Source organism: Brevibacterium sp. UCMA 11752 (genome assembly GCF_021532235.1).
Taxonomy (GTDB): domain Bacteria; phylum Actinomycetota; class Actinomycetes; order Actinomycetales; family Brevibacteriaceae; genus Brevibacterium; species Brevibacterium antiquum.
In genome coordinates this window covers 135,912-154,306 of the sequence record NZ_JACBOS010000003.1, presented here as the reverse complement: position 1 = coordinate 154,306, position 18,395 = coordinate 135,912, and the positions used below count along the sequence as shown (strand labels likewise).

The window sequence follows — 18,395 nt, the reverse complement described above, 5'->3', positions numbered from 1 at the left end:
ATGAGACCAACATTCAGCGTCATTATTGCCATCTATGAAGTTGAACAATATATCGATGCGTTTTTGCGGTCGTTGGACGCGCAGACGTATCCTATAGACAAGATAGAAATTGTAGCTGTGAATGACGGCTCAACCGATAGCTCAGCATCGATCTTTGAGGCTTGGATGAGTGGACGCGACAATGTTTCCCTGATCCACCAAGAGAACTGCGGCGCCGCTGCCGCACGCGCGGTTGCGTTAGAACGGGTATCAGGTGAGTGGGTCACGGTTGCTGATCCGGACGACATCTTGGACCCTGAATACTTCTCTTCTGTAGAGAGTTTCATCCTTAGAGATGAAGAGAACCTAAGTTCAATTCTTTCGACTAGGGTTTACATACTTAATGATGAGACTGGGGAATATCGGGACAGCCATCCATTGGCGAAGAAGTTCAAATTCGGTGAACGAATAGCGGACCTTGATGAGGAACCAGAAGCATTTCAGCTGGGTGCGACAGCGTTTTTTAAATTGAACCACCTGCGTGAGAATGATCTGAATTACGACACGGCAATTCGTCCGACATTCGAAGATGCGCATCTAATCGGTCGATATCTCGACCTATTTAACCGACCTATGGTCGGCCTAGTGTCGAAAGCGATCTACTATTATAGAAAACGAGCCGCTCAGAATTCGCTGGTACAATCAAGCTGGAGTACATCGGATAGGTTTTTGAACACCCCTCGACGAGGCTATCTAGACCTGTTAAATAAGGTTGGCCGAAGGGGGCAGGTACCTAAATGGGCACAGTACATGGTACTTTACGACCTCCTTTGGTACTTCAAAGAGGATCAAGTTATGGTTTCGAAGGTGGCGTGGATTGACTCGGCAACTCGTCGCGAATTTCTTGACCTATTAGAAGAAATCATGCGGCGTATAGACTCCTCGACTATTGAGGAATTCAGCTGCAACCCCCACCCCTGGGCCCTCCGCGAATCGATTCGTTTGAGATATGGTAAGACACCTCAAGACAAGGTGGCTCTATATCGTTGGAATTCTGATAAATACGGACGAGCAAAGATCACTTTTATCTATTCGGGAACTCGTCCGTACACCGAGTTCTATGCTGATGGCGCCGTTACGGAGCCCGTCGAACATGACTACACTACCCATAGACTATTTGGGGAAGCATTTGCTGTCGAGGAGAGCTTGACGCTCGAGGGTAGCGAAATAACGGTGTTTTCCAACGGTACGATGCTTAGGTCGCGCAAGTTCTCCAATCCGAAATGGCCAGCGCCGTCAAGTGAATCTGCTAGTCGAGTCAAGCAAAACGTAACCGCCGCACAGATCGGTCGCACTAGGAGTCAGGCTCAGAAGATTAGATCGCGAGTGCGAGTCAAATCCCTGACTACCAGGAGGTCCGCTGCCCGGGTTGTCTTTGACAAGACTGTGCAGGCAACACGCAGGTCGTTGTCTTCCGCGAGGCAGCAGACCGAGAGCGGGCGGGTTATACGCACCGTGCAAAACTCGAAGCTCCCGGAAGTACAACGTAGATACTCAAATGCCTGGTTGGTTATGGACCGTCCGGACAAAGCAGACGATAATGGCGAGCACCTGTACAGGTATCTAATGAAGGAACGGCCGGACATTAATGCCTTCTTCGTGTTGTCAAAGGCTTCTAAGGATTGGCCAAGACTGTCTACCGAAGGGTTCCGTATGCTCGAATATGGCTCTGAGGAGCTATATCTTGCCGCTCTGAACGGATCGTTTCGAATTTCTTCTGATGCCACGGCTGATGTGATGTACCCGGCTCCTCGTGAGTTATTTGGGTCTCCAAAAGGGAAGTTCGTTTTTTTGCAACATGGAGTCACCAAGGATGACCTTTCTAGGTGGCTCAATCCGAAGCAGATAGACCTTTTGATTACGGCTAGTCGTGACGAATACACGTCGTTTATCGGGCCCGGGTCTCCGTATAAGATCAGATCCGGAAACGTTGCTTTGACAGGGTTTTCTCGTTACGATCGCTTACTAGAGATTTCTAGAAGATCAAGCAGAGAGTCTATTCTCATTATGCCTACCTGGCGTGCTCATATTCGTGATGAGTTGTTGGGGTATTCATCGGCTGAGAGAAACGCGGTCTTTGGGCAGACGCTTTACGGTCGGCAATGGTTGGATTTGCTCAAATCCGAAGATTTGAGGCTGTTAGCAGAATCAAAGGGTCTTTCGATCGAGTTCGTTGTTCACCCATCTTTGAGCAATTTGCTCCCCAAATTATCTTTGCCACCACATGTGGCTCGGGTGGATCTATCCTCAAATTCTTTCCAAGAGACGCTAGCCCGTGCTTCGGTCTTTGTGACTGACTATTCGTCAGTAGCTTTTGATGCTGCGTATATAGATATTCCTTCAGTCTATTTTCAGTTTGATAGCGAAGCTGTGTTTTCTGGCGGACACAATTACCGCAAGGGGTATTATAATTACGATGATGCAGGTTTTGGTCCAGTTGTCAGTTCAGTGAGTTCGGTAGTTGGCTCAGTTGAGCGGTTGTTGACTGACAGGAAAGTGAGAGACCATTTCTTGGATAGGGCATTGTCTGTTTTCTATTTACGCGACTTCAGCAACAGCGAACGCATCGTTCAGGCTATTGAGGATGTTTAAGCTATGGAGGTTTGGCTTTTGTCTTTGACCTGAATGATTCATGCTTCGTCCTCTAATAAAAAACGTACGGTTCTATGCTTGGAGACAAATGCACAAAGTTTGTTGCTACTGGGAAGGTTTGAGGCCGCCCGAGTATCTTATGTGGTGCGTTTCGACATGGTTACGATACGTATCAGTTGATGACATCGTAGTCATCAATCAGTCAAACGTACATAGCATTTTCAATGGCCTAATTGATGTGAGTCTGCTTCGTCGATTTACCTTTGCGAAGCAGTCTGATGTCGTATCTGCTGCTTGGCTGGCACATTTCGGCGGGACGTTCCTGGACGTAGATTCACTTATGATCACTGATGGGGCCACTACTTTTCTGAATACGCGTCAAGAACTGGACGCGTTCGTATACTACGGAGACTCCCGCACGGACGGTGTTCATATTGGGGCGTTGTCTGCGTCGAAACGTTCGTCGGTGGCTACTTTGTGGTTGGACGGCGCAATCGACAAGATGCAGAATTGGGAGGATGACCGATCATGGGCCTATCTGGGGAATTCGATTCTTGAACCGCTCATCAAGGCCCCAGAGAACGATGGGTTATCACGTCGTATTGATGTGCGACAAAGTTTGGCGACTCCTGAACTGCTACTAGAGGAGGAGTACCCGCAGCTTGACCGGCAAGGCCTCTACGAAAGGTTTTGGTTCTCTCCTGATAATTTTAGATCCTATTCGGTTGATTGGAAAGAGTGCTCTGGAATTGTATCTCTTCACAATTCCTGGACGCCGTTATCGTTTCTCGGCCTGCGCGGCCAGGGGTTGGAGGATGCGGATAATCGTTTGTGCCAGCTGCTGCGAGAATATGGTGACCGTTCAGCCATCAAAGAGTTGGAGGCGAAGTTCTATTATGGTTCTTGAGAGTGACGGTCACGATCGCCATTTTATTCGCTGCGATCTGGACGCGCTTCGGTGGCGTGATTCCGAGTGGTTTTGTCTAGACGGCGTAAATATTCGGACACCGCGTGAAGATCCCGGTAGCGCCGTGATCATTTTGGGTCCTTCAGAGATGCGCGATTTGTCGGCTGTCGAGAATGTTCCAGGGTGGGTGTTGGCTGTTTATCCGGAAGATTCGTGCGCAACAGCTGGCTTGATCGCTGCACTGTTGGTGCGGCTGGGGATTGAGCGCAGGTTCGCGGTTGCTTTTGTCCACGATGGGTCTTGGCGTTTCGCCAACGTGTTGCGTGAACTTGTTCCAGAACTTTTCGTTATTTTTCTTAGGCAGAGTTTGAGTACTGACAATTCCGCTGTTGACGACGGAAAGGTGATTCGCAACTCGGAAACTGAGAGCACGATTAGCCTTGTTCATAGTAGCCCGGAGCTAGAACAAAAGTCCGTATTTCTCGTAGACGAGTATGTGCCGTTTGCTGGGCGGTCTTCTCGTCTCGTTAGGTACCCGTCTCGATTGGTAATGTCCGATGTGCCCGGAGGGCTTCGCAGGCTGATTTCCCTTTTAGCCGGCGTTGTGGCCTCATTACGTGGACAAGGCGATCCGGCTTCCTATTTATATTCTGTATTCACCCATCGCGGCTTTCCGCCTAGTGAAGAGTGGCTAATGGATGCTGCAGGAGAGTCGAGCATTGTCCGTTCTTCTGCAGTTCGTCTCTCTCTAGAGGCTGGTGGGTTGCTGCTCTATGGATTCGACGTAAGACAGACGCTTTTAGCGCACAGTTGGTCGGCTCGTCGTCATGAGTTTCGGTTGTTGCTTGGCGATTCTGTCGTATTCTCAGAACCTCTGGGCGCGCTTCGGCGGGAAATCTTGGATACACTTCCAATTCATATCGAGGACATGTCAAACTCGTACGGAGCGTTTTCCTTCCGCAACGCTGAGGCATTGGATTTGAATAGCATGGAAGTTGGGCGCTATGAAATTCAGATAATAGATGAGTTCGGTGACAATATGTTAGGCCGATGCCATAGGAAGATTGCTACAGCAGAGTACGTCACTTCTACCGTCGCTTACAATCTTATTGAGGAGTTGGACGGGGTTTCTCTATCAATCGGCCGCGTGGGATAATTATTCAGATGTGAGTTCCTAGTATCTTCGCAATTTTTCGGGACCCTTATGGTGAACTTGGTGTTTGGGCATTCGGGATTTCTTGTTTTTGATGTTTTTGTGGACTGCTAAATTGTGTATAAAAGTTGAGTCGAAGTCTAGTAGTCACGAGCACTAGTTTTCCTTGGGCAGGTTCGATTATTCGTTTCAGTGGGATGTATCGGTCGTGCGTGGCGTTACCGCTGAGTTGATCTTGGGCATCCCGGTGAGTTTGACCTGACTTGCTTCACTTTGGCCGATTGTGAATGATTCGACGGCATACCTCCTGGTGACCGGACTGTATGTAGGGAATTTGGGACACTAATCGGGTCCGTAGAATGAAGGCATGAGCCTGCGACTGAGGAAAGTCCCGACCGCATCTGGGGCAACCGCGGTCCAAATCGTGACGAAACGCCACGGCAAACTCACCGTCATCGAACACCTCGGCTCCGCTCACACCCCAGCCCAACTCGCAGCACTCGAAGAAGCCGGCCGGGAAAAGATCAACGAGTCCACCGGACAACTAGCCCTCGACCTCGACACCGGAGGCAACGTCTCGACAACGTCGCGCCGGCGAGTGAAGGGATCAGCATCACGGCTGCTCATTGACACGATCCGCACCGCCTACGACAGACTCGGCTTCGATGTCGTCGATGACGAAGCATTCTTCCAGCTCGTCCTCGCAAGGCTCGTCGAACCCACGTCGAAGACTGACAGCATCCGTGTCCTCGACGAACTTGGTGCTGATGCCAAACACCGCAGCACTTTCACCCGGTGTCTGCAACGAGTCAATGCCGACTCCTATCGAGAGACCATTGCAGGCAAGTGCTTCGACTACTCTGTCGCGACGACCGGGATCTCGCTGATCCTTTATGACGTGACCACGCCATTATGCCGACGTCGGCATAATAAGGTTTATGCCGATGTTTTGATTATGCCGATCAATGAGTCGTCGTCCCTGGTCAGATCGTGAACGTCTAGCGGAAACATCGGCATAATCAGAGTTCGTGTAGCCACGCGAGGATGTCAGGTTCTGGCTTGTAGACTCCTGGCCGTGTATCAAGCGGTCGTGTCCGATCAAGTGCAGTCTGCTTGATCGTCATATCGGCGTGGAGATACACGTCTGTCGATTGGGTTCGCTGGTGTCCCATCCACAAGGCGATGACTGAGATATCGACTCCTCCGGCGAGTAAGCTCATCGCGGCTGTGTGACGCAGGGTGTGCATGGTGATGTGTTTCCTGGCCAGACTCGGACAGTTCGCGGCTGCTGCCGCGACGTGAATGCGGAGCCTGTGTTCGATGGCGTCGCGGGAGAGCTCGTTGCCGTGTGGCCCGCAGAACAGCGCAGTTCCGGGCCGGTTCTTGCGGTCGTCGATGTAGGCTCTCATCACGGTTTCGGTTGGGGTTGTCATTGGTGTGACTCGCCGACGTCGGCCTTTCCCTAAGCATGTGACGCCGGCACCAGCACCGAAGTGGATGTTGGTGAGAGTGAGGCTGATGAGTTCGCTGATCCTCAGTCCTGTTTGGACCGCGAGGACGAGCAAGGCGTAGTCGCGTCGGCCCGTCCACCGGTTATGGTCGGGTGCATTGATCAGCGCTGTCGATTCTTCACCGGTGAGGAACTCGACATCCGAGCGTGGTCCGCGTTTGGGTGGAATCGCTAAGACCTGTGCCAGGGTGCCAGCGTGGTCGAGCTGGTTGGGCAATGCACGGGTGAGGACTGCGCGGATGGCGGTCAGGCGGGCGTTTCTCGTCGCGATGGTGTTGCCCCGGTCGTTTTCGAGGTGATCGAGGAACGCGGAGACGTTGGCCGCGTCGATGTGGCCGAAGTCGAGAAGATCGGGCCGAGTGTTGATTTCTGCTGCGAGGAAGGTCAGCAGCATCCGCCACGTATCCCGGTAGGCGGTGATGGTGTGTGGTGAGAGGCTACGTTGGTTGTGAGCGAATGTCGTGAAGTAGGCCTGCAAGTGCTGGGAGAGCATGGTCATGATTGTGGTCCTTCCACACGGGAGGGTTCGAGCCGATGCGCAGCGGCTGCGAGGAGTTCGGGAGCGGCACTGAGATACCAGTAAGTGTGTTCGGGGCTGGAATGGCCCAACCATGTCGAGAGCAGGCTCAGGGTTCTGGCGGGGTCGTGTCCATGCGTGTATGCCGCGATCATGTGCTTGGTGGCGAATGTGTGGCGCAGGTCGTGCATTCGGGGCCGTTTCTGGTCGGCAGGCACCAGCTGGAGGTCGTCGACGAGGGCGGCGAAGTGCTGTTCGATGGTTTCGAGGACGAAATCGGTGCCGCGAGCGTTGACAAAGATCGGGCCGGTCGGAGACGGACGGGTTGCTAAGCGTTCGGCACAGGAGAGGTACGTGGTGATGGCCGTCGTTGTGCTTGGGTGCAGAAGCACGTAACGGTCTCGTGGTGTCTTACGGCCGTGGACGAGGAGAACATGGGTGTCGACGTCGAGATCGGCAACCCTGAGGCGAAGGGCTTCACCCACCCGCATTCCAGTGGCGGCGAGCAACCCGATGATCGTGTGCATCGTCACCGCCACTCTGGGGTGGGCATAGAACGTCGGACAAGAGTTCAGGAGACGATCGAGGTCGGTTTGTGAGTAGATGTAGGGGATGCGTCGTGTTGTCGGAGTCGGCAGTAATCCTTTCGGGATCAAAGGGATGTCTTCGCCGCGGGCATTGAGCCACGCGGCGAAGGGGCGAATCGCTGTCAGCCGTTGCGACCACCACACAGGAGCCGTGTTCGGACGGTTCCTGGCCCAGTCGACGGCGTCGTCGACTGTGAACGTCTGAGTCTTCGTCTGATCGGTTACCCAGTTGCAGAAATTGCGGAGCAGGTACTCGGTGGTCTTGAGTTCGTATCCCAGGCTGCGTCGTTGCCCCAGATAGGAGTTGAGTTCGTCGAGGAGATTCATTCCGGTACTCTCCCAAACGGTATGGTCAGGTCGCGCAGGGAGTTGAGATCGACTCTTGCGTAGACACTGGTGATCGCTGCGTTCTGATGCCCGAGCAGTTCTTGTGCTTCGGTCAGGCTGCCGCCGGTGGCGATGACGTGCATCGCCGCTGTGTGGCGCAGCCGGTGAGCATGGACAAGACCGAGTCCAGCGTTGTCGGCCCGATGTTTGACGATGTCGGAGATTCCCGCGCCGGTCAACCCGTGGATGGGTGTTCGTGCGCGGACGAACACGGCCCGGTCCGTCGCGTCACTGGGGCGCACCCGCAGCCAGGCGATGAGGCTGTCGCCGACATCATGCGGGATCGGCAGAGTGAGCCGACGGTGTCCCTTACCCACGACGGTCAGTGATCCTGTTGCCCAGTTGAGACCATCCAGTTGCAGCCCGGCGCATTCCCCGGCACGTAGTCCCAGTCGCCATAGGAGGCAAATGACCGCGGCATCGCGAATCCCGATGACAGTGCGTTGGTTGCAGGCAGTCAGGAGGGTTTGGACCTGACCAGTCGAGAGTCCGCGAGGCATGGTGGCCCGTGAGGTTCGGGCTTGAAGGATCGCGGGTGCAAGGTCGCGGTCGATGCGTCCTGTGGCCAGCGCCCATCGCATGAGAGAACGGATTGAGTCGATGATCGCTGTACGCGAGGCCGGGGCGTATCCAGTACAGCGTTGTCCCACATAGGTGTTGAGCAGCGTCGGGGTGCAAGAACTCCAATCGATTTCGGTGCTCGTGTGTGTAAGAGAATCGACGAGCTCTGTCGCCCACATGCGTCGATATCGGATGCAGCCGTCGCTGATGTTGCGTGTGCGTCGTTGCCAATCAGCCCATGCGGCAAGTTGTCCTTCGGTCGCGTTGTGCAGAGGCGGAGACTGCTTCCCATCTGGAGGTCGGGGCCGTTTGCGAGGGGCGTCAGCATCGGTGAGGAGCCTTGATTCGATGAAGAAGCGGCGCAACACCGGAAGTCTTACGGTCACGATCGTGTGTCCTGGCGTTGTTGGACCATAGTGTGTTTGAAAATCGTTGAGAACGCTGGGGGTCAGATCAGTCGTTGTCAGGTTGTGGTCGTCCATCCAGGCGCTGAGGCCGCGAGCGACCCCCAATACTTGGGGCACCATGGTGCGGGCATATCCCTGGCTGGTCATCCACGAGCTGAGTTCATCGATCGTGGCTGTCAGTGGGCCCCGGGCAGTCAGGGGCATGATTCTTTTCATCGAGGGTTCCTCCAATTGGTTGGGTGGAGGTTCACCATGCCTGTTATGCCGATGTTTCCGCTAGACGTTCACGATCTGACCAGGGACGACGACTCATTGATCGGCATAATCAAAACATCGGCATAAACCTTATATTTTGAAGCAGAGAAGGAAGACAGGCTCCGCAAGGTCGGGTATTCGAAGGAACGCCGCGTCGATCCACAGATCGTGGTCGGCCTCCTCGTCGATCGGACCGGATTTCCGTTAGAGATCGGGTGCTTCGAAGGCAACAAGGCAGAAACGTTCACGATGATACCGATCGTCAAGGGTTTCCAAGACCGCCACGGGGTCAGCGATATGGTCATCGTTGCTGATGCCGGAATGCTCTCAACCGCGAACCTCACAGAACTCGATGATGCCGGGCTGCGGTTCATCGTCGGTTCGCGGCAGACGAAGGCACCGAACGATCTGGCAACGTTCTTCACCTGGAACGGGACAAACACTGATGATGGGCAGCTCGTCGATACGCTGACCCCAAGGACCACAGTCGGGTTGGATAAGAACCGGACGCTGACTCGTGCTGAGCCCGTGTGGTCACCGGTTGAGCATCCGAAGGCGTGGCGGGCAGTGTGGCAATACCGACGCAAACGCGCCGTGCGGGACAGAGAGACACTGAATCTGCAGCGCAATCGGGCGATGCGCATCATTGACGGGGAGTCGAAGCCGAAGGCCGCACGGTTCGTGAAGACGAAGGGATCGACGAAGGTCTTCGACGAGTCCAGTTACGACAAGCCGGTGGGTCTGGCCGGGTGGAAAGGGTACGTCACGAACATCGAGGCCAAAGTCATGACCGCCCGTGAAGTCGTAGGTTCTTATCATGATCTATGGCATGTCGAGCAGTCTTTTCGGATGTCGAAGACTGACCTTCGGGCCCGTCCGATCTTCCATCGCACACGGGATGCGATCGAGGCGCACTTGACGGTCGTGTTCACTGCGTTGGCGGTCGCGAGGTTCATGCAAGAAGCCACAGGGTTGTCGTTGAAGAAGGTCATCACCACGTTGCGGCCACTACGTGAGTTCGTGGGTGAGATCGATGGGCACGAGCTCGTGTTCCCACCCGAAGTCCCGCCAAACGTTGCCGAGCTAATTAGCAGCGTCGAAAGTTTCGGGCCCGGGCCGGGGCACTAAAGTGAAGCAACTCAGGTGAGGTTGACGACGTGGAAGGGGTCCATGACTTCCACAGCACAGGGCAGTTCCTCGACGGCTGCTGTTTTGAAGCCGGAGAATCTGTCCTGACTTGCACTGGTTTAGTGTTCCGGCCCTGGCCCGTGGATTTCGACGTTACTGGCTCAACTTAATTAAGAGTGTAGGACTGTCCTGAATCCGCCGGATACGAGTAGGCACCTCGTGATGCAATGAGTGAGGTTGCGGAACCCCAGGGCCGATCCCCGAAGGTGTTCGAGCCTGCCGTTGATGGCTTTGGTCGGACCATTCGATATTCTGGCTCGGGTGAGGAACGCCAGCATGTCGGCTGTTCGTCTATTCAGCACTCGTCTTAACCGTTTCAACCCTATCTATCCTGGTGGCGGACCCGATGCGAAAGTACCGATGACTTCCTGAAGGAGTCTGTTGCCTTCGCTACGATTTTCGGCCCGGTCAGCAGCCACGCTGTCTTGATAGATGCTTCAGGTTAGTTCGACTTCAGTGAGATTGTCGTCGGCGAAAAGCCGCACGATCCTGGCTCGCTGCTTGGTCGTGATCAAACTGGTACCGTATGCAGAGTCTTCCGCGCCCGATACAACGAATCCTTCGCGCGTCCCCGATGCCGAGTTGGCTCCTGCCTGACGCTACGACGAAGGTCGTCAAGGGCATGACCAGGAAGTTTAACGGCGTGGGACGGATCCATGACTTCCACAGCATCGGGAGTTTCCTCGGCGGCAAGTGTTTTGAATCCGGAGAATCCGTCCGTCGCGAGGACTTCGATCCCATCATGCCAGTCCTTCGGGCGTGCGGCTAACCATTGTTTGAAGACTTGTTTCGACCGTCCAGGGACCTTGTCGAGTGGGCGTGCTGGGCCTGTGGCCTGGCTGATCGGGGTGAGGTCGATGATGACGGTGACGTATTTGTCTCCCTGGCGAGTGTGGCGCCACACGTGCTCATCGACACCAATGACAGACACACCGTCGAAACGATTCGGATCATTGATCAGCAGCCGGTGCCCTTCGGCCAGAACCGCGGAATTCGCGGTATGCCAGGACACAGCGAGCTTGTCAGCGATCACGGACAGAGTGTCGTGATCAAGGACGAGTGCACGCAGCGCCCAATCGAGTCCGGACCGGGAGATCTTTGCTCAGGGTGGTGCCGCGGTCCTGGTGTCCTGGCGTCATACGTGGCTGCATTCGATGCACTTGTAGCGACGCACTCGAATGTGGAGTGTCGTGGGCCAGCGGCCGAAGGGTTCATGTGCCAGCCGCCGCAGACTGGTGTCGCGAATTTCGCCGTGGCCGCCACACCGGTGGCACCAGTTATCGGTGGTGTTCGGCCGGCATTTCAGGATGGCGTTGTTGGCGGTGATGTGTTGGCCGATGCAGGGTGAGGTCGAGGTCGTTGAGTCGGCAAAATGTCGTTAGGTCCGGGGTAGAGAAAATAGGCTTGGCCACGTCGGGGTCTTCCGTGCGGATTGTGTAAGATCTTTCGGCATCGGAAGACCTCGACGCCTATCCGGGCAGCGACTCGCTCTGTTTGAAGATCACTGACCTACACTTTCGATTACGAAGAGGCCCCAAAACCATCCATTACGAAGGCCTCATCGCTGACACTTGCCCCGGTGGGAAGGTCCCCGCTACTCCAACGATCGCGCGACTGCTGGCGGGTGTCGGCCACGTCCACGCCTCCCCGAAGAGGCGTCCCAAATCCTCCTACATTCCCTTCGCCAGATCCATAGCCATGGCCCTATGGCAACTCGACGTCTTCGAATACACACTGACCACCGGGACCATCATCACGATCTATCAGCTCCTGGATGACGCTACCCGCTTCGACGTCGGAACCGCACCCCATTCTCGAGATGAGAACCGTGCCGACGCACACGAGACCCTTGCCACTGCCATCGCTGAATACGGTGCGCCGAAATTGGTTCTGTCGGACAATTCGTTTGCGTTCAAGAAATTGCGCCAAGGACGGATCGGGGATTTGGAGACATTCCTCGCGTCGAAAGGCGCGATGCCGATCAGTGGGCTTCCGGGCAAACCGACAACGTAGGGCAAGAACGAACGCTCCCACCACCCCCTGATTCGGTGCCTCGACGCGAACACCCCAGCAACCCTGGAGACAGTACGAGCACTACTCCGACGCTTCCGCGACCATTACAACAATCGCCGGCACCATCAGTCGATTGGTGATGTCACTCCAGCCACCGCATGGAGCCTGCTGGCGTACACGCCGGCGACCGAACCGTCATAGAGCAGCAGCGAGATCCCGGCCGTGCCGACTGAGTAGTCAAGTCATTTGGCCGCGATGGTCTCCCGATACGAGTCGGCATTGGCCTGATGTAGGCGTCGGGTGAAGGTGCTCCGGTGCTTAGCATCGGCGCCGAGCTCGTCGAGGACGCGAATGCTGTCGGACTTCGACGTGGGTTCGACGAGCCTTGCGAGGACAAGTTGGAAGAACACTTTGTCATCGATGACGTCGAATCCGAGCCAGTTGTACGCGGTGTGGATGGTGTCGATGAGCAGGCGTGATTCAGGTTCCTTCACCCGCCGACGCGAGGTTGACGAGACATCACGTCCAGTGTCGAGGTCGAGAGCCAGTTGCCCAGTGGAATCGCTGATCCTTTCCCGGTTAGCTTCTTCGAGTGCTGCGAGTTGGGCCGGTGTGTGAGCGGAGCCTAGGTGTTCGATGACGGTGAGTTTGCCGTGGCGTTTCGTCACTATCTGGACCGAGGTTGCCCCGGAACTTGGTCGGGACTTTCCTCACTCGCAGGCTGATACACCCATTCTACGAACCCGTCTAGTTTCCCGAATCGGAAGTCGACAGTCCGTTCACCAGCAAAATCGCGAACCAAACCCGGAAAATCGCGCCCGACTGTGCAACTCGGGTCGGAAGTCCTCGACGTCTATCCGGGTAGTGACGGGCCCTGCTTCGAACTATCCCAAACTACGCTCTCAACTACGATGAGCCCCAAATATCTCCTCCCTGCAATAAACGCAAGGGCGAACGAAGCTGCATCCTATGATGTATTGGCCCTGACTCGCCCCCGAGACTTAGCGCACCTACCAAACGAAAGTGCTCGAATATAGTGGTGGGCACGTACTGGGTGTCTTTCGTGTATTTGACAAAGGGCAGACGATGATTTGATATTTCGGAGAATATGACGTGATCACAATTCCGGAACTCCAGAAACCATTGACGTTCCGAATCAAAAGATTGCTCGACGTTGGTACGTATTTGGACACCGGAACCGGTATGTGTGCTGTACACACGAAGTTCAGATATAGGTGCGCCCGCAGTGGTCCAATGCAGACCCAACATGTAACGGACAATTGCGAGTAACGTCGGATCAGCCGATGTGCGCAACCTGTCTGGATCGACGGAGAATCTGAAGAACGAGGTGTCTCTCGAGGCTTTGTAGCTCGATGCCAACGAAATAAGGTCCGCTTTACCAAGCATGCCGGCGTGTAAGATATAGTCTCTCGGTTTCGTCAATTGGGAAGATTGCCCTGAAGAACTGCTCCGACAGGTACCAATTGGAGCTACATCGAAGCAAAGATCTTCAGTTTCCCTCAAGATTCCACCAACACTGTCACAGAGAGCGATTGTATTTGCCCTCGGAAACTCGGAAATCAACATTCCGATGTCGGTAGTTGATCTGGTCTCAGAAATAAAAATCAAACTAGAATCATCAGATTTGGCTCGTGCAAGGACCCCACTAACAAATGAGACCAAAGGGGCCGAGTCGTCGAAAACTGTTGAATCGCCTTCTTTACGAGCCTCGGAGAGACGAGGCTGAACAGCGACTATCAAGGTTTCGGCCAACTCAATGTCAGCAATATTACTGAGATGTAGAATAGGGTAACGTACCGTGGCCGTAGCGTCCTGAGGCTCGGCAAAAGTGAAAACTATCTTCTCGGGGGACTCAACATTTCCACGCAGAGCGAAGAAGATGCCACGACGGTACCGCACTCTGTGCAAATTATCGTAGGAGCGCTGTGCCCTTGAAGAATACTGAAACCTTGACGCATGAGGCGGTTGCAGTCCGCGCGTGTGATGAAGTTCTTGGTGAAGCGAGGTGGACATTAGTTGGTTCAGGTAGGCCGGAGAGCTCGCTCCATCGAATTGTTGTCGGTCGGTTCTAATGGCGCTTTGGTCGTCTGAAACAGCTGAGGGCCGAACTCGGTGCCAATATTGGTCAATCATAGAGTCGCTCGATACATAAACGAATCCGCGAGGAGATCTTTCAGTGGAAAGTACAGCCAACAATCCATAATACCCACGATTCTCCATTACTCGTCGGAGTTGATCTGCTAATCGCGTATTCAAAAATGACTGTATGAACACTCGTGCTGGGCCGAAATCGAGGATGAATCTTATGAGGTATCGAGAGTCTTTGGTCAATTTGAATCTCACAGGGCCAATACCTTCTTCATTATCGACGAGCATATTGATTCGCGATCGACCGATGCAAAGAATTGTTTGGTGTTTTCCTCAAAGAAATCTCTGTCAAACCGGTATGCTTCGTTGACGATATACGAGACCAGTGACTGGAGCTTTTGAAAGACTGGACCCAATTTGATTTCTCTATAGTTTAGTCGTTGATGATATATCTGGCCTCTGTAGAAATCTTTCGAGCTTGGTTGATAAAAAGCAATCGGGACTCTCGCGAACGCTGCGTCCAAGGCTGCTGAACTGTAGTCAGTGAAGACGAAATCGCTAAATCCGATTAGGTCCTGATAGCTTTCGCTGGACATTAGCACTCTTTCGCTGAAGCAGAACGCCTCGGATCTATTCTCGAGGTTAGGGTGCAATTTAACCTTTAGGACCACGTCCTGTTCGTCCAAATAAGAAAGAAGTCTTGGTTCAGCGAGGACATCGTTCACACGCTGCACTGATTGAGTTCGAGAAAAGTCATCTTGAGACAATGAGTGATTGTCGAAATTCCAGGTAGGCATATACACAATAGTGTTGGTTCGTTCAGCATTTCTGGTAATTTGCTGTAAGCGAGGCATGCCGCTGTTTAGTGTCTCGACCGGAGAGACTTCTTTGAGATACTCTGTTTCTTCGTTCCCGGTTGATATTATTAAATCATAATGATTTGAGGTAAGCCATGAGTGCATGTCATTGAGTTGTATACCATGTTGAAGATAGACGAACCGCGAGTTTGTGAAATCTTTTCCGCGTCGACTCAGGTTGTACATTTGTGATGATATAACTACATCGGACTGCAGGAAGATATCGAAGAACTCGGATGAGTAGAAACTTGTAAGCCTAAAGTCTTCCGCCTTTAGGCGGTTCCAATCTTTGGAGGAGCTGTCTAGGGCAAAAAACACATTCTGGTATTCGGGCATTTCGCTTTTAATGTAGCGGTATAGGTGTTCTGCGTTATCGTCGGCTGCTGTTGGGCGATCGAATATCAGGATTGTCGAATCGGGTCGTATTCGCCGACTATAGAAATCGTAGATTTCAGGAGACGGGCTTCGAGTTCTTAAGGATTTTGGCCGATACTCCCGGTAGACGTAGACAGTGGTGTCATGAGCACGGATCGTATTGATTCGCGCCGATGGGTGTTCGAGGCTCAGAGGGGACTCAGAGAAGCGCGTGTACAGGTCGTATTCGGTGAGTTGCTTTGTCAGATATTCCTCATGCTCGGGGCTGGATAGCCACGAGAGCAATTGAGCTTCGACTGGATGATGTTGTTGTGCGTGTCCGAGCAAATTTTGAAGGCGATAGTGTCTTGCGACGACTCCTAGTCCGCGTATGTTTACCGATGCCTGGGATGTCTGGCGAAGTCTCCGTAGTCCGAGAATCAGTAGACGAAGAATTCCGCTGCGCAAATCTATTGATTCGGTATCTATCAGCGGTAGTGGAGTTTTGTTTGTGCTCCGCAGTTTGAGGCCATTGGAGTTCAGTGTCGGATTTCTGGTTGTATACGCTTCGTTGATCGGTGTGGTGTGATCTATGCGCCAATAGAGCCGATAGATTAGATAGATTGTGGATTTGTCAACGCTCTGAAGCTGTGCTGGGAGGTCTAGGAGTTTTGATACTTCGAAGAGTTTTCCATACACGCTAACGTCGCGCGAATAGTTGTACGCAAGCTGTTGCGCTGCCCATTCGGGATTGTTGGGGAGGGACGTTGTGAACGTATAGGGTTCGATGAGCGCCTGTTGGGTGTGATTGGCCTCGTCTATGAGGTTCGTTAGTAGTTCTTTCGACCAGTCGTGACCCTCTCGAATGAAGAGTATGTACTTGGTTTTGACCGTTGCAAGCAGCGTCCATATGCGCTTTTTTGTTAGTTTCTTGTTGACGCGGAGCACTGCAGCTGACTTGTGCCGGTTGAGCTCTTGTTCAACTCTGTCCTGAGCGGGCGATGTGGTACTTGGCCCTGCATCGACGAACCTGCGTGCAAATTCGACCACTACGGTTACGCTCGGAAGTGTCGATTGCATGTGTTGACCTCTTTGGATTTCGTTCAGTATGTCCGCCCCGATTCGAATATATCTGGAAAATTGCGTGTTCACGAGGTGGCGCGCATTGGCAGTGGTCTTGGCGCTTCACGGAGTTGTAGTTCGAGTTTGAGCTCTCACTGCATTGGGGCCTTTATCTGCTGGTGGGGCCTTCCACAAGGATAGGTCGCTGGTCCTATTGTGGCTATCTTGCTTAGCCGTTGATGTGCCCACGATCACAAGGGACCCAGGAGCCGAGCTGATGACTTGGGCGGAATCTACTAAGGTCCGGATTATTTGGGTGCTCTTCTCTTTGGTTCTGTGAGTAGCGGTAGCCTCGTCTACGGGCCGGTTGGCTTCTTCACGATGTATGTCGGTTGGCGCATTCGCCTAAAGAGTAGTGACAGCGTCGGACGAGATGTCCACCCTCCTCACCTTCTGTCTGCGCAGCAATTCCGTCAATGCTTGGGGGCTCGTCATATTCGCTATGAGGTCGAGGTGAAAGGATTGACTTTTGTGGCTCATAATATTGGGCTCGACTCGGACACGAACTATTGAGCCGTGTACGGACCTCTGCCAGGTGATCGAATCTATTTGGGGGTTCGTTCTCTTCGCACGGTGACTATCGAATTGTGGTCTAGTGCTTATCGTTTCTTCACTGCTGTCTTGTGTCCTGCCACTGACGATTGGGAGGGGTGAGGGGCTTTCGGGCTGAGATACGCGACGACCAGCACCGCAGCTATTTCCGGGTTGTCATTGTGCGGATAGCTCGACTTGAGCTCCTAGTACCCTAAGGAGACCAGGTGGCGGAAGAAGTCTGCAAGCCCGCTACCGGAAAGGACCTTCTTGAGGTCCGGCATTGCTTCGGGGCCGAAGTCGATGACGACTTTGCCATCCTCTAGGCGGCGGGAGTTCGTGAGCACTGTGACGACGGCGATGTCGTCCGTCTGCAGGGTGCGGAGGTCGTTGGTGATCTTGTCGAGTTCGACCGTGGTCAGCTCCGCATTGTGTTGAATACCCGGACCGAAATGTGCGAGCACGGCTGCGCCCTTGTTCGGGTCCTCTACCCGTCCGCCGTGCTTCAGGGACTGGAATAATGTCCGGATTACTGCATGCTGCTTGCGGGTTCGTGTCTGGCCCGCATCATCGACAGGGTCGGCAGCGGTGAAGATTGCCGAAGTTGTTCCATTGAGCGTGTTCGTCCCTTCAACGAAGTCAGTGCCATCCGCCCTGCAACCGGCGCGGCTGTAGCCCTGGAGGCTCCCGAGCTCGTCGATCACGGGACCGAGTGCATCGGCTTCCAGCTGCGCGATGCGATCAATGCGGATGCCCAGGAATTCCTCGGCCATAGCGAGGATTTTCGGCCAACCGCCCTCCTCGGCGATGTCGCCAAACGACTGACCTGCTTTGATCTGCGTCGACGGGTTGAAAACCAGAACTGCGGCGCAATGACCCGCGTTCGGCACGTGGGTGACGGCGAAGGTGTCGCTTTGGCTGGATCGGTCTGACCCCGGTGCCTCGGACTGCTGGGACTCCGGGCGCTGTTCAGCAGAAGGCTTCACAGACGGAGCAGGCGGGAACTCCTCGCGGGCGGGACCTGCCTCGGGGATGGGTTCCTCGGTGGGGACTCTTCTTCGGTGGACTCCGCGGATTCGGTGGGGGCCGCCTCGGCGACATTCTTGATGAGCGAGAGCTCAAGCTCCAAGTCTTGTCGCTGACGAGCACGCCACCGGATTTGAGCTTCGTATTCCAGGTCACGCCCCAGTCCTTGCGGTCGATGCGGCGGGTGCCCTCGAGGCCGGCGCGGAGGTTGCCGACGGGGTCGGACTCGATGCCGATGGGCTCGAGCGGAACCGGCACAGTCTTCGTCATGTCACTGATC

The 18,395-nt window shown here is 54.2% G+C and carries 9 protein-coding genes and 6 pseudogenes; 6 read left to right on the top strand and 9 right to left on the bottom strand.

The features are described 5' to 3' along the window. From HU144_RS00795 to HU144_RS00780, 4 genes and pseudogenes are all read left to right on the top strand, one after another. Entirely contained in the window at positions 1-2,631 is a 2,631-nt protein-coding gene (locus HU144_RS00795) for a bifunctional glycosyltransferase/CDP-glycerol:glycerophosphate glycerophosphotransferase (protein WP_235349695.1), read from the top strand. Positions 2,632-2,869: 238 nt separating this feature from the next. After that, on the top strand, positions 2,870-3,538 hold the full coding sequence (locus HU144_RS00790; protein WP_235349694.1) for a hypothetical protein: 669 nt from the start codon (positions 2,870-2,872) through the stop codon (positions 3,536-3,538). Next, positions 3,528-4,694 carry a hypothetical protein gene (locus HU144_RS00785; RefSeq protein ID WP_235349693.1) on the top strand — a complete coding sequence of 389 codons (1,167 nt, stop codon included), beginning with the start codon at positions 3,528-3,530 and terminating at the stop codon, positions 4,692-4,694. The genes HU144_RS00790 and HU144_RS00785 overlap by 11 nt, the downstream gene beginning before the upstream one ends. 364 nt (positions 4,695-5,058) lie before the next feature. Beyond that, positions 5,059-5,598 (top strand): annotated as a pseudogene (locus HU144_RS00780) (IS1634 family transposase); the annotation flags it as partial. A 112-nt stretch (positions 5,599-5,710) separates the two neighbouring features. Here HU144_RS00780 and HU144_RS00775 read toward each other — a convergent pair. From HU144_RS00775 to HU144_RS00765, 3 genes are read right to left on the bottom strand one after another with little or no spacing between them, the layout of a single operon-like run. After that, positions 5,711-6,700, bottom strand: coding sequence for a tyrosine-type recombinase/integrase (locus HU144_RS00775; protein ID WP_235349691.1), 990 nt, complete (start codon positions 6,698-6,700; stop codon positions 5,711-5,713). Next, positions 6,697-7,632: a tyrosine-type recombinase/integrase gene (locus HU144_RS00770; RefSeq protein ID WP_235349690.1), complete on the bottom strand. Its 936-nt coding sequence runs from the start codon at positions 7,630-7,632 to the stop codon at positions 6,697-6,699. The genes HU144_RS00775 and HU144_RS00770 overlap by 4 nt, the downstream gene beginning before the upstream one ends. Then, on the bottom strand, positions 7,629-8,876 hold the full coding sequence (locus HU144_RS00765; RefSeq protein ID WP_235349689.1) for a tyrosine-type recombinase/integrase: 1,248 nt from the start codon (positions 8,874-8,876) through the stop codon (positions 7,629-7,631). Before HU144_RS00765 ends, HU144_RS00770 begins: the two co-directional genes overlap by 4 nt. Positions 8,877-9,002: 126 nt before the next feature. On the opposite strand from HU144_RS00765, the pseudogene HU144_RS00760 reads away from it, so the two are divergent. Then, positions 9,003-10,043, top strand: a pseudogene (locus tag HU144_RS00760) (IS1634 family transposase); the annotation flags it as partial. Between the two features lie 17 nt (positions 10,044-10,060). Here the strand turns inward: HU144_RS00760 and HU144_RS00755 are convergent. Continuing rightward, positions 10,061-10,153: pseudogene (locus tag HU144_RS00755) on the bottom strand (hypothetical protein); the annotation flags it as partial. Positions 10,154-10,213: 60 nt separating this feature from the next. Then, positions 10,214-11,515, bottom strand: a pseudogene (locus tag HU144_RS00750) (ISL3 family transposase). Between the two features lie 118 nt (positions 11,516-11,633). Here HU144_RS00750 and HU144_RS00745 point away from each other — a divergent pair. After that, positions 11,634-12,311 (top strand): annotated as a pseudogene (locus HU144_RS00745) (integrase core domain-containing protein); the annotation flags it as partial. Positions 12,312-12,361: 50 nt separating this feature from the next. Here the strand turns inward: HU144_RS00745 and HU144_RS00740 are convergent. The 4 genes and pseudogenes from HU144_RS00740 to HU144_RS00725 form a co-directional block, all read right to left on the bottom strand. Continuing rightward, positions 12,362-12,842, bottom strand: a pseudogene (locus HU144_RS00740) (IS1634 family transposase); the annotation flags it as partial. Between the two features lie 1,634 nt (positions 12,843-14,476). Continuing rightward, positions 14,477-16,516 (bottom strand): CDP-glycerol glycerophosphotransferase family protein, encoded by a 2,040-nt coding sequence (locus HU144_RS00735; protein ID WP_235349687.1) that lies wholly within the window; start codon positions 16,514-16,516, stop codon positions 14,477-14,479. Positions 16,517-17,295: 779 nt separating this feature from the next. Then, positions 17,296-17,979, bottom strand: coding sequence for an LCP family glycopolymer transferase (locus HU144_RS00730; RefSeq protein ID WP_235349686.1), 684 nt, complete (start codon positions 17,977-17,979; stop codon positions 17,296-17,298). Between the two features lie 79 nt (positions 17,980-18,058). Next, positions 18,059-18,385, bottom strand: a complete 327-nt coding sequence (locus HU144_RS00725; protein ID WP_235349685.1) for a YceI family protein — start codon at positions 18,383-18,385, stop codon at positions 18,059-18,061. Positions 18,386-18,395: the final 10 nt, after the last annotated feature.

Bases quoted from the DNA above. Each gene is read 5' to 3' on its own strand.
- HU144_RS00795 (WP_235349695.1), top strand. From the start codon at position 1: ATGAGACCAACATTCAGCGTCATTATTGCCATCTATGAAGTTGAACAA.
- HU144_RS00785 (WP_235349693.1), top strand. From the start codon at position 3,528: ATGGTTCTTGAGAGTGACGGTCACGATCGCCATTTTATTCGCTGCGAT.
- HU144_RS00775 (WP_235349691.1), bottom strand. From the start codon at position 6,700: ATGACCATGCTCTCCCAGCACTTGCAGGCCTACTTCACGACATTCGCT.
- HU144_RS00770 (WP_235349690.1), bottom strand. From the start codon at position 7,632: ATGAATCTCCTCGACGAACTCAACTCCTATCTGGGGCAACGACGCAGC.
- HU144_RS00765 (WP_235349689.1), bottom strand. From the start codon at position 8,876: ATGAAAAGAATCATGCCCCTGACTGCCCGGGGCCCACTGACAGCCACG.
- HU144_RS00735 (WP_235349687.1), bottom strand. From the start codon at position 16,516: ATGCAATCGACACTTCCGAGCGTAACCGTAGTGGTCGAATTTGCACGC.
- HU144_RS00725 (WP_235349685.1), bottom strand. From the start codon at position 18,385: ATGACGAAGACTGTGCCGGTTCCGCTCGAGCCCATCGGCATCGAGTCC.